The sequence below is a fragment of the Sanguibacter suarezii NBRC 16159 genome (assembly GCF_001552735.1).
In the GTDB taxonomy this organism is placed as follows: Bacteria; Actinomycetota; Actinomycetes; order Actinomycetales; family Cellulomonadaceae; genus Sanguibacter; species Sanguibacter suarezii.
In genome coordinates, this window is record NZ_BCRT01000016.1 from 93,472 (window position 1) to 108,737 (window position 15,266).

The 15,266-nt window shown below is 68.9% G+C and carries 14 protein-coding genes; 4 read left to right on the forward strand and 10 right to left on the reverse strand.

The genetic code is table 11. The annotated features are described in order from the left end of the window. Positions 1-2: 2 nt before the first annotated feature. The 6 genes from SS2_RS11130 to SS2_RS11155 all read right to left on the reverse strand — a co-directional run bounded on the left by SS2_RS11130 (position 3) and on the right by SS2_RS11155 (position 7,984). Positions 3-1,280: an ABC transporter permease gene (locus SS2_RS11130; protein WP_066464020.1), complete on the reverse strand. Its 1,278-nt coding sequence runs from the start codon at positions 1,278-1,280 to the stop codon at positions 3-5. Beyond that, positions 1,277-2,533 carry an ABC transporter permease gene (locus tag SS2_RS11135; protein ID WP_083942148.1) on the reverse strand — a complete coding sequence of 419 codons (1,257 nt, stop codon included), beginning with the start codon at positions 2,531-2,533 and terminating at the stop codon, positions 1,277-1,279. The genes SS2_RS11130 and SS2_RS11135 overlap by 4 nt, the downstream gene beginning before the upstream one ends. Further along, positions 2,530-4,104, reverse strand: coding sequence for an ABC transporter ATP-binding protein (locus SS2_RS11140; RefSeq protein WP_066464021.1), 1,575 nt, complete (start codon positions 4,102-4,104; stop codon positions 2,530-2,532). The genes SS2_RS11135 and SS2_RS11140 overlap by 4 nt, the downstream gene beginning before the upstream one ends. Positions 4,105-4,233: 129 nt before the next feature. After that, complete coding sequence (locus tag SS2_RS11145) at positions 4,234-5,331, reverse strand: BMP family lipoprotein (RefSeq protein ID WP_066464022.1); 1,098 nt, start codon at positions 5,329-5,331, stop codon at positions 4,234-4,236. A gap of 245 nt (positions 5,332-5,576) precedes the next feature. Next, a complete protein-coding gene (locus tag SS2_RS11150) occupies positions 5,577-6,770 on the reverse strand; it encodes an amidohydrolase (protein ID WP_245643531.1) in 1,194 nt (397 codons plus the stop codon). 89 nt (positions 6,771-6,859) lie between these two features. Further along, on the reverse strand, positions 6,860-7,984 hold the full coding sequence (locus SS2_RS11155; protein WP_157607310.1) for a mannose-1-phosphate guanylyltransferase: 1,125 nt from the start codon (positions 7,982-7,984) through the stop codon (positions 6,860-6,862). 225 nt (positions 7,985-8,209) lie between these two features. Between SS2_RS11155 and sdhC the strand changes: the two genes are divergently transcribed. From sdhC to SS2_RS11175, 4 genes are read left to right on the forward strand one after another with little or no spacing between them, the layout of a single operon-like run. Next, complete coding sequence (gene sdhC / locus SS2_RS11160) at positions 8,210-8,593, forward strand: succinate dehydrogenase, cytochrome b556 subunit (protein ID WP_083942149.1); 384 nt, start codon at positions 8,210-8,212, stop codon at positions 8,591-8,593. After that, a complete protein-coding gene (locus SS2_RS11165; protein WP_066464026.1) occupies positions 8,593-9,057 on the forward strand; it encodes a succinate dehydrogenase hydrophobic membrane anchor subunit in 465 nt (154 codons plus the stop codon). The genes sdhC and SS2_RS11165 overlap by 1 nt, the downstream gene beginning before the upstream one ends. Before the next feature lie 47 nt (positions 9,058-9,104). Further along, on the forward strand, positions 9,105-10,964 hold the full coding sequence (sdhA, locus tag SS2_RS11170; protein WP_066464027.1) for a succinate dehydrogenase flavoprotein subunit: 1,860 nt from the start codon (positions 9,105-9,107) through the stop codon (positions 10,962-10,964). Beyond that, complete coding sequence (locus SS2_RS11175) at positions 10,964-11,728, forward strand: succinate dehydrogenase iron-sulfur subunit (protein WP_066464029.1); 765 nt, start codon at positions 10,964-10,966, stop codon at positions 11,726-11,728. Before sdhA ends, SS2_RS11175 begins: the two co-directional genes overlap by 1 nt. Positions 11,729-12,040: 312 nt before the next feature. Here the strand turns inward: SS2_RS11175 and SS2_RS11180 are convergent, their stop codons facing one another. The 4 genes from SS2_RS11180 to SS2_RS11195 are packed head-to-tail and all read right to left on the reverse strand — an operon-like array spanning position 12,041 to position 15,265. Continuing rightward, the gene (locus SS2_RS11180; RefSeq protein WP_066464033.1) at positions 12,041-13,138 is read right to left on the reverse strand and encodes a YihY/virulence factor BrkB family protein; all 1,098 of its coding nucleotides are present in this window, start codon (positions 13,136-13,138) and stop codon (positions 12,041-12,043) included. Between the two features lie 9 nt (positions 13,139-13,147). Then, positions 13,148-13,723 carry a 2'-5' RNA ligase family protein gene (locus tag SS2_RS11185; protein WP_066464035.1) on the reverse strand — a complete coding sequence of 192 codons (576 nt, stop codon included), beginning with the start codon at positions 13,721-13,723 and terminating at the stop codon, positions 13,148-13,150. Next, positions 13,720-14,748, reverse strand: a complete 1,029-nt coding sequence (gene trpS / locus SS2_RS11190) for a tryptophan--tRNA ligase (RefSeq protein WP_066464040.1) — start codon at positions 14,746-14,748, stop codon at positions 13,720-13,722. The genes SS2_RS11185 and trpS overlap by 4 nt, the downstream gene beginning before the upstream one ends. Before the next feature lie 43 nt (positions 14,749-14,791). Continuing rightward, positions 14,792-15,265, reverse strand: coding sequence for a twin-arginine translocase TatA/TatE family subunit (locus tag SS2_RS11195; protein WP_066464042.1), 474 nt, complete (start codon positions 15,263-15,265; stop codon positions 14,792-14,794). Between the last annotated feature and the right edge of the window lies 1 nt (position 15,266).

Here is a 15,266-nt window from a genome sequence, read left to right on the forward strand (position 1 = left end):
CGTCATCCCTTGATGTAGGGCTCGCCGGCCGCAGCCGGACCGCGCACCCGACCCACCAGGCCGGCGACCGCGATGATCGTGACGACGTAGGGCAGCATGAGCATGAACTGGTTGGGGATCGGGGTCTCCAGGACCCCGAGCACCTGCTGGAGCTTGTCGGCGAAGCCGAACAGCAGCGCGGCGCCGAGCGCCCCGATCGGTGTCCAGCGACCCAGGATCATCGCGGCGAGGGCGATGTACCCCTTGCCGGCCGTCATCTCCTGACCGAAGGCACCCACCGAGCCGATGGTGAAGAACGCTCCACCGAGGCCGGCGACCATCGAGCCGAGCATGACGTTGCCCCACCGGGTGCGGTTGACGTTGATCCCGACGGTGTCCGCCGCCTGCGGGTACTCACCGACCGAGCGCACCCGCAGACCCCACCGGGTGCGGAAGAGCGCCACGGTGATGACCGCGACCGCGATGTAGAGCAGGTAGACGATGATCGACTGGCGGAACAGGACCGGGCCGATCACCGGGATCTCCGACAGCACCGGGATGGGCAGCGCCGTCAGCCGCGGTGGGGAGTTGAGGGTGCCTGCGTTCTGCTTGAGCACGGAGCTGAACAGGAAGCTCGTCAGGCCGACCGCGAAGACGTTGAGCACCACACCGACGATGATCTGGTTGACGGCGTACTTGACCGTGAAGAGCGCGAGCATCACGCCGATGAGCAGACCGGCGACGGGCGCGGCGATCAGACCCACGTAGGCGTTGTCCGCGATCGAGGCCACGACCGCCGCGCCGAAGGCACCGGTCAGCAGCTGTCCCTCGATGGCGATGTTCACCACGCCGGCCCGCTCGTTGAGCAGACCGCCGAGCGCACCGAAGGCCAGCGGGACTGCGAGCAGGAGCGAGCCCTGCAGCAGGCTCACCAACGAGGTGGACTTGTCGGCGACAGCCCAGACGAGGAAGGTGAGCACCCAGATCACGCCGAAGACGACCGGGACCCACCGACCGACCTGCAGGTCCGCCTTGACCCGGAAGTAGGCGTAGGCCGCAAGCAGCAGGGACGCCACCGACAGCACGATGGCCGTCGCCTTGGACGGCAGCTCGATGGGGTCGAAGGTGACGAAGTCCGTGCTCGTCGACAGACCGAAGGTGGTCGTCTCGCCCGAGGGCGCGAGCAGGCCGAAGAGGACGAAGGACAGCACACCGAAGACCGCGAGGGTGATGGGGAGCTTCCAGCTCCGCCCGGCCGTGACTGCGGGGGCCTGGGCGACCAATTGTGTCGAGGCGGTCATGCGCTGACTCCCTTCGCGAGGGCCGGGTTCGGTGCCGGAAGGCGGAAGATCGCTCGGACCAGGGGCGGTGCGGCGATGAACAGCACGACGAGGGACTGGATGACGAGCACGATGTTGATGGGGGTGCCGGTGGCACCTTCCATGGCACGGCCACCGACGTTGAGCCCTGCGTAGAGCAGGCCGGCGAAGAAGATGCCGAGGGGCTTGGACCGTCCCAGCAGGGCGACGGTGATGGCATCGAAGCCGATCGATCCGGCGATGCCGCCGGTGAGCGCCTTCTCCGTCCCGAGGACCTGCACCGCACCGGCGAGGCCGGTCAGCGCTCCCGAGACGACCATGACCAGGACGAAGGACGAGGACACTGCCATGCCTGCGGTCCGTGCCGCGTGCGGGTTGGATCCCACTGCGCGGAAGCGGAAGCCCCAGGTGGAGCGGGTCATGAGCCACCACACCACGATGGCTGCGAGGATCGCCACGAGGAAGCCTGCGTTGAGGCGGAACTGGTCGCCCAGCAACGCCGGCAGCTGCGCGGTCGACTTCACGCCCGGGCTCTTGGGCTGGTTGGACCCTTCTCGGGTGAAGGCTGAGGTGGTCAGCAGGAAGGCCACGAGGTAGAGCGCGACGTAGTTGAGCATGATCGTGACGATCACCTCGTGCGCCCCGGTCCGGGCTCGCAAGAACCCGGCGATCCCTGCCCAGACGCCACCGGCGAGCACGCCGCCGAGCAGCGCGAGGAGCAGGTGCAGCACGACGGGCAGGTCCCAGGCGAAGCCGACGTAGCCGCCGATCGCCGCACCCATGATGACCTGCCCCTGGGCGCCGATGTTGAACAGGCCGGCGCGGAAGCCGACCGCCACCCCGAGCGCAGCGATGATCAGCGGCGTCGCCACCGTCATGGTCTCGGTGAGGGGCTTGAGCGCCCTGGCGGCCGTCGTCGCGTCGTAGTTGAAGACCGCGCCGCGGAACATCGCGGAGTAGGCCTCGCTCACGGCGGTCCACGCGGCGTTGAAGAAGTCGGAGGGCTTGGAGAAGATGTAGCCGGCCGCCGTGATCACGGCCTCGTTGACGGCGATGATGAGGATCCCGCCGATCACCAGGGCCAGCACGAAGGCCAGCACCGTGACGCCGAAGCTTCCGGTGGTCACCTCGCGCAGGACCTGAGCCGCCCTGCCGACGCCGGACTCCTCAGGCTTGGCGTCGGGGGTGCGGGGGTTGGGCGCCTCATCCATGGAGACGGGTTGCTGGTCGCTCACAGAGTCTGTCCTGTCTCGTCGTCGGTGGTCGGCGTCGCGCGCGGCGACCTGCCCGTCTGCTCGATGGCGTCGGCGAGCGGCACGCCCGCCATCATGAGTCCCAGCACGTCACGCGGGGTCGTCGAGGGGACGATCCCCACGATCCGTCCGCGGTACATCACCGCGATCCGGTCCCCGAGCTCCACGACCTCGTCCAGCTCGGTCGAGACGATGATGACCGGCGTCCCGCCGTCGCGCTCGGCCACGATCCGCCGGTGCAGGAACTCGATGGATCCCACGTCGACGCCGCGCGTCGGCTGGTTGGCGATGAACAGCTTGAGCGGGCGCGAGAGCTCGCGGGCCAGCACCACCTTCTGCTGGTTGCCGCCGGAGAGCTTGCCGACGTGCTCCCCGGGGCCCTGGGTGCGGATGTCGTACTCGTCGATGCGGTGGACGGCGTTGCTGCGGATCTCCGCGAGGTTGAGAGCGATGCCGCGGGCGTAGGGGCTCTTGTGGTAGAGGTCCAGGACGAGGTTCTCCGCCACGGAGAAGTCCAGGACCAGCCCGTCCACCTTGCGGTCCTCGGGGACGAAGCCGATCCCCGAGCCGAGGGCCTCGTCGGGGGTGAGCCCCCTGAGCTCCTTGCCGTCGAGGCGGATGGACCCGGCGGCGGCCTCCTGCAGCCCGATGATCGCCTCGGCGAGCTCGGTCTGGCCGTTGCCCTGGACCCCGGCCACGGCGAGGATCTCGCCTCGGGCGACGGAGAAGGAGACGTCGTCGACAGCCACGTGGCCGGTCGGTGTCAGCACGGTGAGGTTCTCGACCGTGAAGGTCACCTCGCCGGGCTCCGCGGGCGTCTTGTCGAGGCCGAGCAGCACCGAGCGTCCGACCATGAGCGAGGCGAGCTCGCTCTCGGAGGCGGTGGGCTCGGCGTTGCCGACCACCTTCCCGCGGCGGATCACGGTGATGACGTCGGCGATGGCCCTGACCTCACGCAGCTTGTGCGTGATGAACACGATCGACGTGCCGGCGTCCTTGAGCTGGCGCATGATGGCGATGAGCTCGTCGGTCTCCTGCGGGGTGAGCACGGCGGTGGGCTCGTCGAGGATGAGGATCTTCGCGTGACGGGTCAGGGCCTTGACGATCTCGACCCGCTGCTGGACCCCGACGGGGAGGTCCTCGACGACGGCGTCGGGATCGAGCCCGAAGCCGAAGCGCGCGGAGATCTCGCGCACGCGCTCGCGCGCTGCGTCCAGGTCGAGGAACCCGCCGGCGCGGGTCTGCTCGTGGCCGAGCATGACGTTCTCGGCGACGGTGAAGACAGGCACCAGCATGAAGTGCTGGTGGACCATGCCGATCCCGGCCGCGAGAGCGTCGCCAGGTCCGCGGAAGGTCGTGACGACGTCGTCGATCGCGATGTCACCGGAGTCGGCCTGGTAGAGCCCGAAGAGCACGTTCATCAGCGTGCTCTTGCCCGCACCGTTCTCACCGAGGAGAGCGTGAATCTCACCTTCCTCGATGACGAGGTCGATGTGGTCGTTCGCGACCAGAGGTCCGAACGACTTGGTGATACCCCGCAGTTCTAGCTTCACTACGTTCTCCTTCTGGTGCGCAAGTCGCCTCGCTTGCGACAGTAGCCCTGAATCGGCCGGGCCCGCCCTCAACTGACCAAGCCGGCCCGACAGACGTCGGGCCGGCTTGGTCAGGTGGTCATGAACCGATCACGGAGAGCTGGGAGACTCCACGACGATCTCACCGGAGATGATCTCCTCGCGGATCTTGTCGAGCTGGTCCTTGAGCTCCTGCGGCACCTGCTCCTCGAAGTCGTGGAACGGAGCGAGGTCGACGCCACCGTTCTCGAGCGTCCCCACGTAGGGCTCAGACGAGAAGTCGCCAGCTTCGGCGGTGGTGATGGCGTCCTCGACCGCAGCGCCGATCTCCTTCATCACGGAGGTGAGGATGATGTCGGCGTACTCCGGGTTCACCAGGGCGCCGTCAGAGTCGACCCAGATGACCGAGACGCCCTCGTTGTCGCGAGCGGCGGCGAGCGCACCAGCGCCGACGGGGCCGGCGACCGGCATGATGATGTCCGCGCCCTGGTCGATGAAGGTCTGCGTGAGCTGCTGACCCTTGGACTGGTCCTCGAAGTCACCGGTGAAGGAGCCGTTCTGAGAGGCCTTGTCCCAGCCGAGGACCTTGACGGCCGCGCCGTTGTCCTCGTTGTACTTCGCGACGCCGTCGACGAAGCCGTCCATGAAGATGGAGACGGACGGGATCGCGACCCCGCCGAAGGTGGCGACGGTGCCGGTCTTGGACATGCCCGCGGCGACGTAGCCGGCGAGGTAGGCGGCCTGGGCCGTGTCGAAGCTCAGCGGCTTGACGTTGTCGAGCTCGATGGGCGCTCCGTCAGCGTCTGCGGCCGTGGAGTCGACGATCGCGAAGTCGACGTCCGGGTTGGCCGCGGCGGCGTCGCCGGTCGCGGTGCCCAGCAGGTAGCCGACGGTCACGATGACGTTGCAGCCCTCGGTGACGAGGTTGTCGATGTTCGGGGCGAAGTCGGACTCGCTCTGCGACTCCTGGGTCGCGACCTGGATGCCGAGCTCGTCCTTCGCCGCGTTGAGGCCGTTGAAGCCGGACTCGTTGAAGGACTTGTCGTCGAAGCCACCGGCGTCGGAGACCATGCAGGCCTTGAAGTCGGAGGCCGGAGCAGCCGAGCCACCGGCGGTGGTCGTCTCCGAGTCGTCCGGCGCGTCGCCGCACGCGGCCAGCGCCAAGGCGGTGATGGCGGTGACCGCCGCAAGCTGTACAGCTTTCTTCACTGGAACTCCAAGTGTGCGTGTCGAGGAGCGTCCCGGTCAGGTCTAGAGCACGCAAGCGACGCTGCTTGGTCGCGTTCTTGGGCCGGGTGCCCTTGTTCACATGAAGACTAGTGGCGTCACGGTTAACGCCGCATTACCGGGGCGTAACAAGCGACGTTCGTTATGGAACTGCAAGGAGTGTCTACCTGCTGAACGCGACCATCCACATCGCGAGACGACAGGCGCGCCGACGTCCCTTGTGCGCCTTATCGCCCCATGACCGCCACGCGCGCCAGCAGCGCGACCCCGGCGCGGATCGCCCGCTCGTCGACCCGCAGGTCACCCTGGTGGATGTCGAAGGTGCGTCCGCCCGGTGTGCGGGTCCCCAGCCGTGCCATCGCTCCCGGCACCTTGGTGAGGTACCAGGCGAAGTCTTCCCCGCCCAGGGACTGCTCGGTGAGCTGGACCGAGTGCGGGCCGAGCACCTCCCGGGCCGCCGTCTCGAGCGCCGTGGTGCACAGCTCGTCGTTCTCGACCGGGGGCACCCCGCGGTGGTGGGTCACCTCGACCCCCACGCCGTAGGGCTCGGCGACCTGCTCGACGGCGTCGTGCAGCACCTGGGCCGCCTGCTCCCAGGCGCGCACGTCCAAGCAGCGCAGCGTGCCGCGCACGGTGCCGATCGTGGGGATGGCGTTGTGCGCCTGCCCGGCCGAGACCGCGCCCCACGTGAGGTTGACGCCCGAGCGCGGGTCGAGCCGGCGCCCCAGCACCCCCGGGACCTGCGTGATGATCTGCCCGAGGGCGTAGACGAGGTCCCCGGTGAGGTGCGGGCGGGAGGTGTGGCCGCCGGCCGACGTCACGGTCACGGTCACCTCGTCCGAGGCTGAGGTGATCGGGCCGATCCGGGTACCCACGCTCCCCGCGTCGACCTTGGGGTCGCAGTGCACGGCGTAGATCTCGTTCACGCCGTCGAGCACGCCCTGGTCGAGCAGGTCGAGGGCACCGCCCGGCTGGACCTCCTCGGCCGGCTGGAAGATGAGCCGCACCGGGCGGGTCAGCTCACCGGCACGGTGCAGCTCGGCCAGCACCAGCCCGACGCCGAGCACGATCGTGGTGTGCACGTCGTGCCCGCAGGCGTGCGCCATCCCGTGCACGGTCGAGGCGAAGGGCAGCCCGGTCGTCTCCACCAGGGGCAGCGCGTCGATGTCTGCGCGCAGTGCCACCCGCCGCAACCCGGTCAGAGCGGGGCTGGGGCCGATGTCGCAGGTGAGGCCGGTGCCGGTGAGCAACCGCGGCTCCAGGCCGGCACGGGTCAGCCTCTCGGCGACGAGCGCGGTGGTGCGGACCTCGGTGCGGGCGATCTCCGGGTGGGCGTGGATGTCGCGGCGGATGGCGACCAGCTCCTCCTGGAACTGCTCGGCCAGCTCGACGACCCGGTCTGCTGTTGCAAAGTGACTCACCACTCGAGGTTAGTCCCGCTGCAGGGGTGCCACCTGCGCCGTTCGCCCGCTGATACCGCCCAGCCCCGGTCGCGCGCCCCGCGGGGCACCTAGAGCAGCTCGTCCAGACCGCGCTCGCGCAGCTCGGCGACCATGTCCTTGACCTGCTGGGCGCGGGCCCGGGTGGTGACCAGGAGCGCGTCAGGGGTGTCGACCACCACGACGTCGTCGAGCCCGAGGATGGTGATGACGCGCTTGCCCGAGGGCACCACGACCGACCCGGCGCTCTGCACCCGGACCACCTGGCCGGCGTCGCCCAGGACCTTGGAGCCGGCCTGGTCGTCCGCCGGCAGCAGCGCCGCGAGGGAGTTGAAGTCGCCGACGTCGTCCCAGCCGAAGTTCCCCGGGACCACGACGACGCCGCCGGCGTCGGCCACCGGCTCGGCGACCGCGTGGTCGATCGCGATCTTCTCCAGCCCCGGCCACACCCGGGCCAGGACCTCCTCGCGCTCGGGGGTGTCCCAGGCCTTGGCGATGGTGACCAGGCCCGCGTGCAGGGCGGGACGCTGGGTGGCGAGGTGACCCAGCAGCACCGAGGTCTTGGTGATGAACATGCCCGCGTTCCAGCGGTACTCGCCCGTGGCGAGGTAGCGCTGAGCGGTGGCCGCGTCCGGCTTCTCGGTGAACCCGACGACGTGCAGCGCGCTCGGGGCCCCCTCCAGCCCGAGGGGCTGGCCGGAGTGGATGTAGCCGAAGGCGGTCGACGGGCGCGAGGCCGCGATCCCGATCGTCACGACGTACCCGTCCTGGGCGGCGCGCACACCTTCCCGGACTGCCTGCTCGAAGGCTGCGGACCCGGTGATGACCTGGTCGGCGGCGAAGGACCCGATGACCACGTCGCCGTGACGCTCGGCGAGCACCGCTGCGGCCAGGCCGATCGCGGCCATGGAGTCGCGCGGGGACGGCTCGGCGAAGATGTTGGCGGCGTCGACCTCAGGCAGCTGCTCCCCCACGGCCTCGGCGTGCGCCGCACCGGTCACCACGACGACGCCGCCCGGCCCGGTCAGGCCGGCGATGCGGTCCACGGTGGCCTGGATGAGCGAGCGACCCGAGCCGGTGAGGTCGTGCAGGAACTTCGGCGATCCTGACCGCGAGAGCGGCCACAGCCGGGTGCCGGCTCCGCCCGCGGGGATGACCGCGTAGAAGTCAGGGATGGGGTTCGTCGTCGAAGGCATGGTGCTGAGCATACTGAGTGCTGACCGCGGGCAGGCATAGGCACAGTGAAATGAATCACGTTTGTGGCATGACGGCGCACGGCGAGGGGCCGACGACCCTCTCACCACAGAAACTTCACTACAGTGGGGAACGACAGACGGTTCTGGCCAACGCTGACCAGAGCTACCGAGGGAGCACCGGACTCGCCAGTTCCGCCCCCCTGACTCGCCACAGGAGGCGTCCAAGTGCCTAGTGCACCTGCTGGCACGTTGTACCGCGGCCGCGAAGGCATGTGGTCGTGGGTCGCGCATCGCGTGACCGGCGTGCTGATCTTCTTCTTCCTACTCGTCCACATCCTCGACACCGCGCTCGTGCGGGTCTCCCCCGAGGCCTACAACGCGGTGATCGGCACCTACCAGACCCCCATCATGGGCTTGGGCGAGGCCGGCCTCGTCGCGGCGATCGTCTTCCACGCCTTCAACGGTATCCGCATCATCCTGGTGGACTTCTGGGCCAAGGGTCCTAGGTACCAGCGCGTCATGCTCTGGGTCGTCCTGGGGCTCTTCGTCGTCACCATGGCCGGGTTCCTGCCCCGCCACCTCATCAACGTCTTTACCGGGGGGCACTGATGACCACGACCAACCTGCCCACGCAGCCCACCCTGCCCAACCCGCGTGACGCGTACAAGAGGCTCAAGACCACGCGCTCGAACTTCGAGCTCTACGGCTGGGTCTTCATGCGCGCCTCCGGCGTCATCCTCCTCGTGCTGATCTTCGGTCACCTCTTCGTCAACCTCATGGTGGGCGACGGCGTGCACGCGATCGACTTCGCCTTCGTCGGCGGCAAGCTCACGAACCCGTTCTGGCAGGTCTGGGACCTCATGATGCTGTGGCTCGCGATGATGCACGGCACCAACGGCGTCCGCACGATCATCAACGACTACGCCGAGCGCCCCCTCGTCCGGCTGTGGCTGAAGATCGCGCTCTACGTCGCCTTCGTCGTCGTCACCGTGCTCGGCACGCTCGTGATCTTCACCTTCGACGCCTGCCCCTCCGGTGCACCCGCAGACCTGCTCCCGTCGATCTGCAGCTAGCTCTACTTCCCCCCACACTTACTCGTCACGAGGAGGCATCGTCCCCGATGCAAACCCATCAGTACGACGTCGTGATCGTCGGCGCTGGCGGCGCGGGCATGCGCGCCGCCCTGGAGTCTTCCGGCCAGGTGCGCACCGCGGTCATCTCGAAGCTCTACCCCACCCGGTCCCACACGGGCGCTGCCCAGGGCGGCATGTGCGCTGCCCTGGCCAACGTCGAGGAGGACAACTGGGAGTGGCACACCTTTGACACCGTCAAGGGCGGCGACTACCTCGTCGACCAGGACGCCGCGGAGGTCATGGCCAAGGAAGCCATCGACGCCGTGCTGGACCTCGAGCGCATGGGCCTGCCCTTCAACCGCACGCCCGAGGGCAAGATCGACCAGCGTCGCTTCGGTGGGCACACGCGCAACCACGGCGAGGCCGCAGTGCGTCGTTCGTGCTACGCCGCGGACCGCACCGGTCACATGATCCTGCAGACCCTCTACCAGAACTGCGTCAAGCAGGACGTGGAGTTCTTCAACGAGTTCTACGTCCTCGACCTCATCGTCGACCACGACCTCTCGGCCGGCAACGTCCCCGACGGCGAGACGGTCAACGCGACCGGCGTCGTCGCCTACGACCTCGCCACCGGCGAGATCCACGTCTTCCAGGCCAAGGCGATCATCTTCGCCACCGGCGGCGCGGGCAAGATCTTCAAGACGACGTCCAACGCCCACACCCTCACCGGTGACGGCATGGCCCTCGCCTACCGTCGCGGCCTGCCGCTGGAAGACATGGAGTTCTTCCAGTTCCACCCGACCGGCCTGGCCGGTCTGGGCATCCTCCTCTCCGAGGCTGCTCGCGGTGAGGGCGGGATCCTGCGCAACGGCGACGGTGAGCGCTTCATGGAGCGCTACGCGCCCACCATCAAGGACCTCGCGCCTCGTGACATCGTGGCCCGCTCCATGGCCAACGAGGTCCGCGAGGGCCGCGGCGCCGGGCCGAACAAGGACTACGTCCTGCTCGACCTGACCCACCTGGAGCCGGCGCACATCGACGCCAAGCTCCCGGACATCACCGAGTTCGCCCGGACCTACCTGGGCATCGAGCCCTACACCGAGCCGATCCCGGTCTACCCCACCGCGCACTACGCGATGGGCGGCATCCCCACGAACATCGAGGGTGAGGTGCTGCGCAACGAGACCGACGTCGTCAACGGCCTCTACGCCGCCGGCGAGGTGGCGTGCGTGTCCGTGCACGGCTCCAACCGTCTGGGCACCAACTCCCTGCTCGACATCAACGTCTTCGGCAAGCGTGCCGGCCGTGCGGCCGCCGCGTACGCCAAGACCGCGCAGTTCCGCGACCTCCCCGAGGACGCGGCCGCCCGGACCATCGCCCAGCTCGAGGAGATGCGCGAGCGTCCCGACGGCGAGCGGGTCTCGGACGTGCGCACCGACCTGCAGGTCACGATGGACATGAACGCCCAGGTGTTCCGGACCCACGAGTCCCTCACCCAGGCTGCCAAGGACATCCGCGAGCTCCAGGCCCGGTTCAAGAACGTCTCGGTCCAGGACAAGGGCCGGATGTTCAACACCGACCTCCTCGAGGCTCTCGAGCTCGGCTTCCTGCTCGACATCGCCGAGACGGTCGTCGTGGGTGCGCTCAACCGCAAGGAGTCCCGCGGTGGTCACTTCCGCGAGGACTTCCCCGACCGTGACGACGCGAACTACATGCGTCACACCATGGCCTACCGCCGGCCCCTCGACGGCACCGAGGCCGCCACTGCTCTCGCCGAGGCGGAGCAGGGCGACATCGCACCGGAGAACGCGTTCACGCACGTCTCTGACTTTGAGAACTACAAGGTCGTGCTGGGCTCCAAGCCCGTCACCATGACCCGGTACGAGCCGATGGAGCGAAAGTACTGATGACTGCCACTCTGGAAACCTCCGCCCCCGCGGCGATCGGGGAGATCCCGAGCTTCGACGTCACGATCCGGCTGCGGCGCTACCTGCCCGAGTCGGAGCACGGCGAGGAGTCCTACTGGGAAGAGTTCGTCGTCCCGGTGCACGGGACCGACCGTGTCCTCGACGCCCTGCACAAGATCAAGTGGGAGCACGACGGGTCGCTGACCTTCCGCCGCTCCTGCGCGCACGGGGTCTGCGGGTCGGACGCCATGCGGATCAACGGCCGCAACCGCCTGGCCTGCAAGACGCTGCTCAAGGACGTCAACCCTGACAAGCCGATCACCGTCGAGCCGATCAAGGGCCTGCCAGTCATCAAGGACCTCGTGGTGGACATGGAGCCGTTCTTCGCCTCCTACCGCGAGATCATGCCGTTCCTCATCACCACGGGCAACGAGCCGAGCGGTGAGCGGATCCAGTCCGCCGAGCAGCGTGAGCGCTTCGACGACACGACCAAGTGCATCCTGTGCGCCGCGTGCACGTCCTCGTGCCCGGTGTTCTGGACCGACGGGCAGTACTTCGGCCCGGCCGCGATCGTCAACGCCCACCGCTTCATCTTCGACTCCCGCGACGAGGGTGCCGAGCAGCGCCTGGAGATCCTCAACGACAAGGAAGGCGTGTGGCGCTGCCGCACGACCTTCAACTGCACCGAGGCCTGCCCTCGCGGCATCGAGGTCACCAAGGCGATCCAAGAGGTCAAGCGCGCGATGATCACCCGGGCCTTCTGACCCCCCGATCCCCGCAGCACGACCGCACCACCGCACCACCGCACTCAGCACAACCCGCACAGCCCGCACAGCCCGACGGCGGCCCCTGCACCAGGGGCCGCCGTCGTCGTCTCCGGCCCCGGCCCCGTACCCGTACCCGTACCCCACCCTCCCGAACTCGTGAGCGATCCGCCGAACTCGTGAGCGAGGACGCTCTCAGCGGCCCGCACCGTCCCTGGCTCACGAGTTCGCGGGCTGGGTCACGAGTTCGCGGGGTCGGTCGCGGCAGGGCTCAGCCGGGCACGAACGGCGTCGGGCTGACGGCGCGGTCGGTCAGGGGGTGGGGCGTGGGGTGCGGCGTCGGCCGAGGAGGAAGCCTGCCAGGAGGGCTGCGGCGAGGGTCGCCGCCCGGCGAGCCGCGGACGGCGCTGGACGGCCGTCGTCGGGCACGAGCGGGGCTTCAGCGGGGTCCAGGTCGAGCGGGCGGCCCTCGCGGGCGGCGATGATCGCGGCGAGGGCCACCTTCTCGTCGGCCTCGCGCTCGAGGAGCTCCTGGGGCAGGTTGGCGGTGAAGGCTGCTGCGGTGAGCAGGATCCGCGCCGAGATGTTGATCCAGATGAGCAGCGTGACGATCACCGCGAAGGACGCCACGATCGGGTTGGCGTCGGCCCCACGAGCCACCACGGAGGTCCCCAGGAACCGCACGACGCCGAAGCCGACGGCCGCCAGCGCAGCTCCCTGCCACAGGTCACGCCGGGGCGGGCGCGCACCGGCGAGCAGCAGGACGACGACGGCGAAGGTCCCCATGTCGATCGCGAAGCTCACCACCGCACCGGCCAGCGGCAGCAGCACCGTGCTGGTGTCCTCGATGCCCACCAGGGACAGCACCCATCCCAGCGCGCTGTTGAGCACGATGCCCAGCGCCGCCGACACGACCAGGGCGAGCCCGACGGTGACGAAGCCGGCGAGGTCGCGCAGCTTGGCCAGGATGGCGTTGCCGCCCCCCGGCGGGAGGCCGAACATCACCCGGACCGAGCTGCGGATCGCCCCCATGCAGGAGATCGCGCTGACCAGCAGCACGACGACGGCGATGATGCTCGCCGCGTTGAGGCTGGCGTCCATGACCAGAGAGTCCGGGTCGATCAGGCCTTCTTGGCCGTTGATCGTGATCAGTCCGGGCAGCGCCTTGTCGATCGACGTCAGGAGCGACTCGCGCAGCTCGCTGTTCGAGCCGAGCACCGTCATGAAGGCGGTGTACCCGATGGTGAGTCCGGCGAAGAGGGAGAAGATCGCCGAGTAGGCGATGCCCCCGCACAGGAGGGCGCCGTTGACCTGGGAGTACCGGGTCAGCGCCCGTGCAGGTCGGGTGCCCTTCCACCACTCGAGGATCGCCTGCACCCGAGAGACCAGGGAGGCGAGGGGGGATGTCACCCCGACAGACTAGGAGGCCGCGCCCGGGACGGCATCTTGTGCTCGTCCCAGGCTCAGGGGGAAGTTGTGCACCCGACGCCACACGTTGTCGTCACCGTGCTCGTAGAGGGAGATCGCGTCGGCCACGAAGCTCGCCTCGTAGGTGGCCATCGCCTCGAAGGCGAGGTCCAGCTGCTCGTCGGAGACCTCGTGGGCGACGGTCACGTGCGGGTGGTAGTTGAACCGCAGCGACTGGTGCAGGGTGCCGGAGCGGACTGCTCGCTCGAGGGACTCGCACTCGGCGATGCCCTGGGCCACCTGGACGAAGACGACCGGCGAGAGCGGCCGGAACGTCCCCGAGCTGCGCAGGCGTACCTCGAAGGGGCTGTAGCAATCGGCGATCGCCGAGAGGTGGGCGAAGACCTCGTCCATCTCCTCCGGCTCGATGATCGTCGGCCCGAGAAGAGTGATGTGCGGCGGGATGAGGTCGGCGAGCGGGTCGCCGAACTCCTTGCGAGCACGCTGGAGCTCCGGGCCGAAGGGAGGCGGCACCTCGATGGCGACTCCGATCCGGCGCTGGTCTCCGACGCGCTCGGGGAAGATCACAGCGTCGGCCCCGCGGCCGGCAGCAGGCCCACCCGGTCGTAGACCCTGCTCAAGGTCACCGAGGCGATCTCACGGGCCTTGGCCGCCCCACGCGCAAGCAGCCGGTCGAGCTCGGCCGGGTCGGAGAGGTACTGGTCCACCTTCGCCTGGAACGGCGTGAGGAAGTCCACCACGACGCCCGCGAGATCGACCTTGAGGTTCCCGTACTGCTTGTCCGCGTACTCGGCCTCGAGGGCCTCGATGCTCTGACCTGTCAGGGCAGAGAAGATGGTCAGCAGGTTGGCCACACCCGGCTTGTTCTCGCGGTCGAAGACGATGTCGGTGCCGGCGTCGGTGACTGCGGACTTGATCCGCTTCGCGGCGACCTTGGGGTCGTCCATCAACCAGATGGTGCCCTTGCCGGTCGCGGACTTGCTCATCTTCGCGGTCGGTTCCTGCAGGTCGTAGATCTTGGCGACGGCCTTGACGATGTGCGGCTCAGGGACCACGACGGTGCCCTCACCGAAGCGGGAGTTGAGCCGCTCGGCGATGTCCCGGGTGATCTCCAGGTGCTGGCGCTGGTCCTCGCCCACCGGCACCAGCGCGGCGTCGTAGAGCAGGATGTCAGCGGCCATGAGGACCGGGTAGGTGAACAGACCGACCGTGGTGCCCTCCGCCCCGTGCTTGGCGGACTTGTCCTTGAACTGGGTCATCCGGCTCGCCTCGCCGAACCCCGTCTGGCAGGACAAGATCCACGCGAGCTCGGCGTGCTCGGGGACGTGCGACTGGACGAAGAGCGTGGACCGGTCTGGGTCCACGCCTCCGGCGAGGTACTGGGCGAGGGTCCGGCGGGTGCGCTCACGCAGCTTGGCCGGCTCCGGGTTGACGGTCAGCGCGTGCAGGTCCGCCATCATGTAGAGCGTGTCGTAGGAGTCCTGCAGGGCCACCCACTGGGTCAGCGCACCGATGTAGTTGCCAAGGGTGAGCGAGTCGTCTGTGGGTTGCATCCCCGAGAGAATCCGGGGGCGCCGTGCGTCGTTGGCCATTCCATCATTCTGGCAGCAAGACCCCCCAACCTCCGAATCCTTCTCAGGTGGCCTCGACGTCGAAGGGTGCCAGGGTGCCCGTCTGGAGGGCGGGCTTCGGCTCAGGCCAGCTCTGCGCCGCCGGGGCCGCGTTCGCGGCGGGCGGAGCGGCAGCGCCGGACGCCGCCGTCGAGGGACCGGCTGTCGCCGCCCCTGCGGCAGCCAGACCGGCCGCGGCGCTGGCGGAGCCGGCGGCCTTCGCCTTGACCCGCGGGTCCAGGACCGTGTCCTCCAGCAGAGCGTCGCGCACGATGCGGCGTGGGTCGTAGCGGCGGGGATCGAGCTGGGCCCAGTCCACGTCGCCCATCTCCGGGCCCAGCTCCTCGGAGACCTTGACCTTGGTGTCGGCCATGAAGGTCTTCATCTTGCGCACGATGCCCGCGAGCTGCTCGGCGTACCCGGGCAGCCGTTCTGGGCCGATGACGAGGACGGCGACCACCAGCAGGATGATGAACTCACCGCCGTTGATACCAAACATC

Excerpts from the sequence above, each read along its gene's own strand:
- SS2_RS11175 (WP_066464029.1), top strand. The coding sequence starts at position 10,964 with ATGACTGCCACTCTGGAAACCTCCGCCCCCGCGGCGATCGGGGAGATC.
- SS2_RS11165 (WP_066464026.1), top strand. The coding sequence starts at position 8,593 with ATGACCACGACCAACCTGCCCACGCAGCCCACCCTGCCCAACCCGCGT.
- SS2_RS11195 (WP_066464042.1), bottom strand. The coding sequence starts at position 15,265 with ATGTTTGGTATCAACGGCGGTGAGTTCATCATCCTGCTGGTGGTCGCC.
- sdhA (WP_066464027.1), top strand. The coding sequence starts at position 9,105 with ATGCAAACCCATCAGTACGACGTCGTGATCGTCGGCGCTGGCGGCGCG.
- SS2_RS11155 (WP_157607310.1), bottom strand. The coding sequence starts at position 7,984 with ATGCCTTCGACGACGAACCCCATCCCTGACTTCTACGCGGTCATCCCC.
- SS2_RS11130 (WP_066464020.1), bottom strand. The coding sequence starts at position 1,280 with ATGACCGCCTCGACACAATTGGTCGCCCAGGCCCCCGCAGTCACGGCC.
- trpS (WP_066464040.1), bottom strand. The coding sequence starts at position 14,748 with ATGGCCAACGACGCACGGCGCCCCCGGATTCTCTCGGGGATGCAACCC.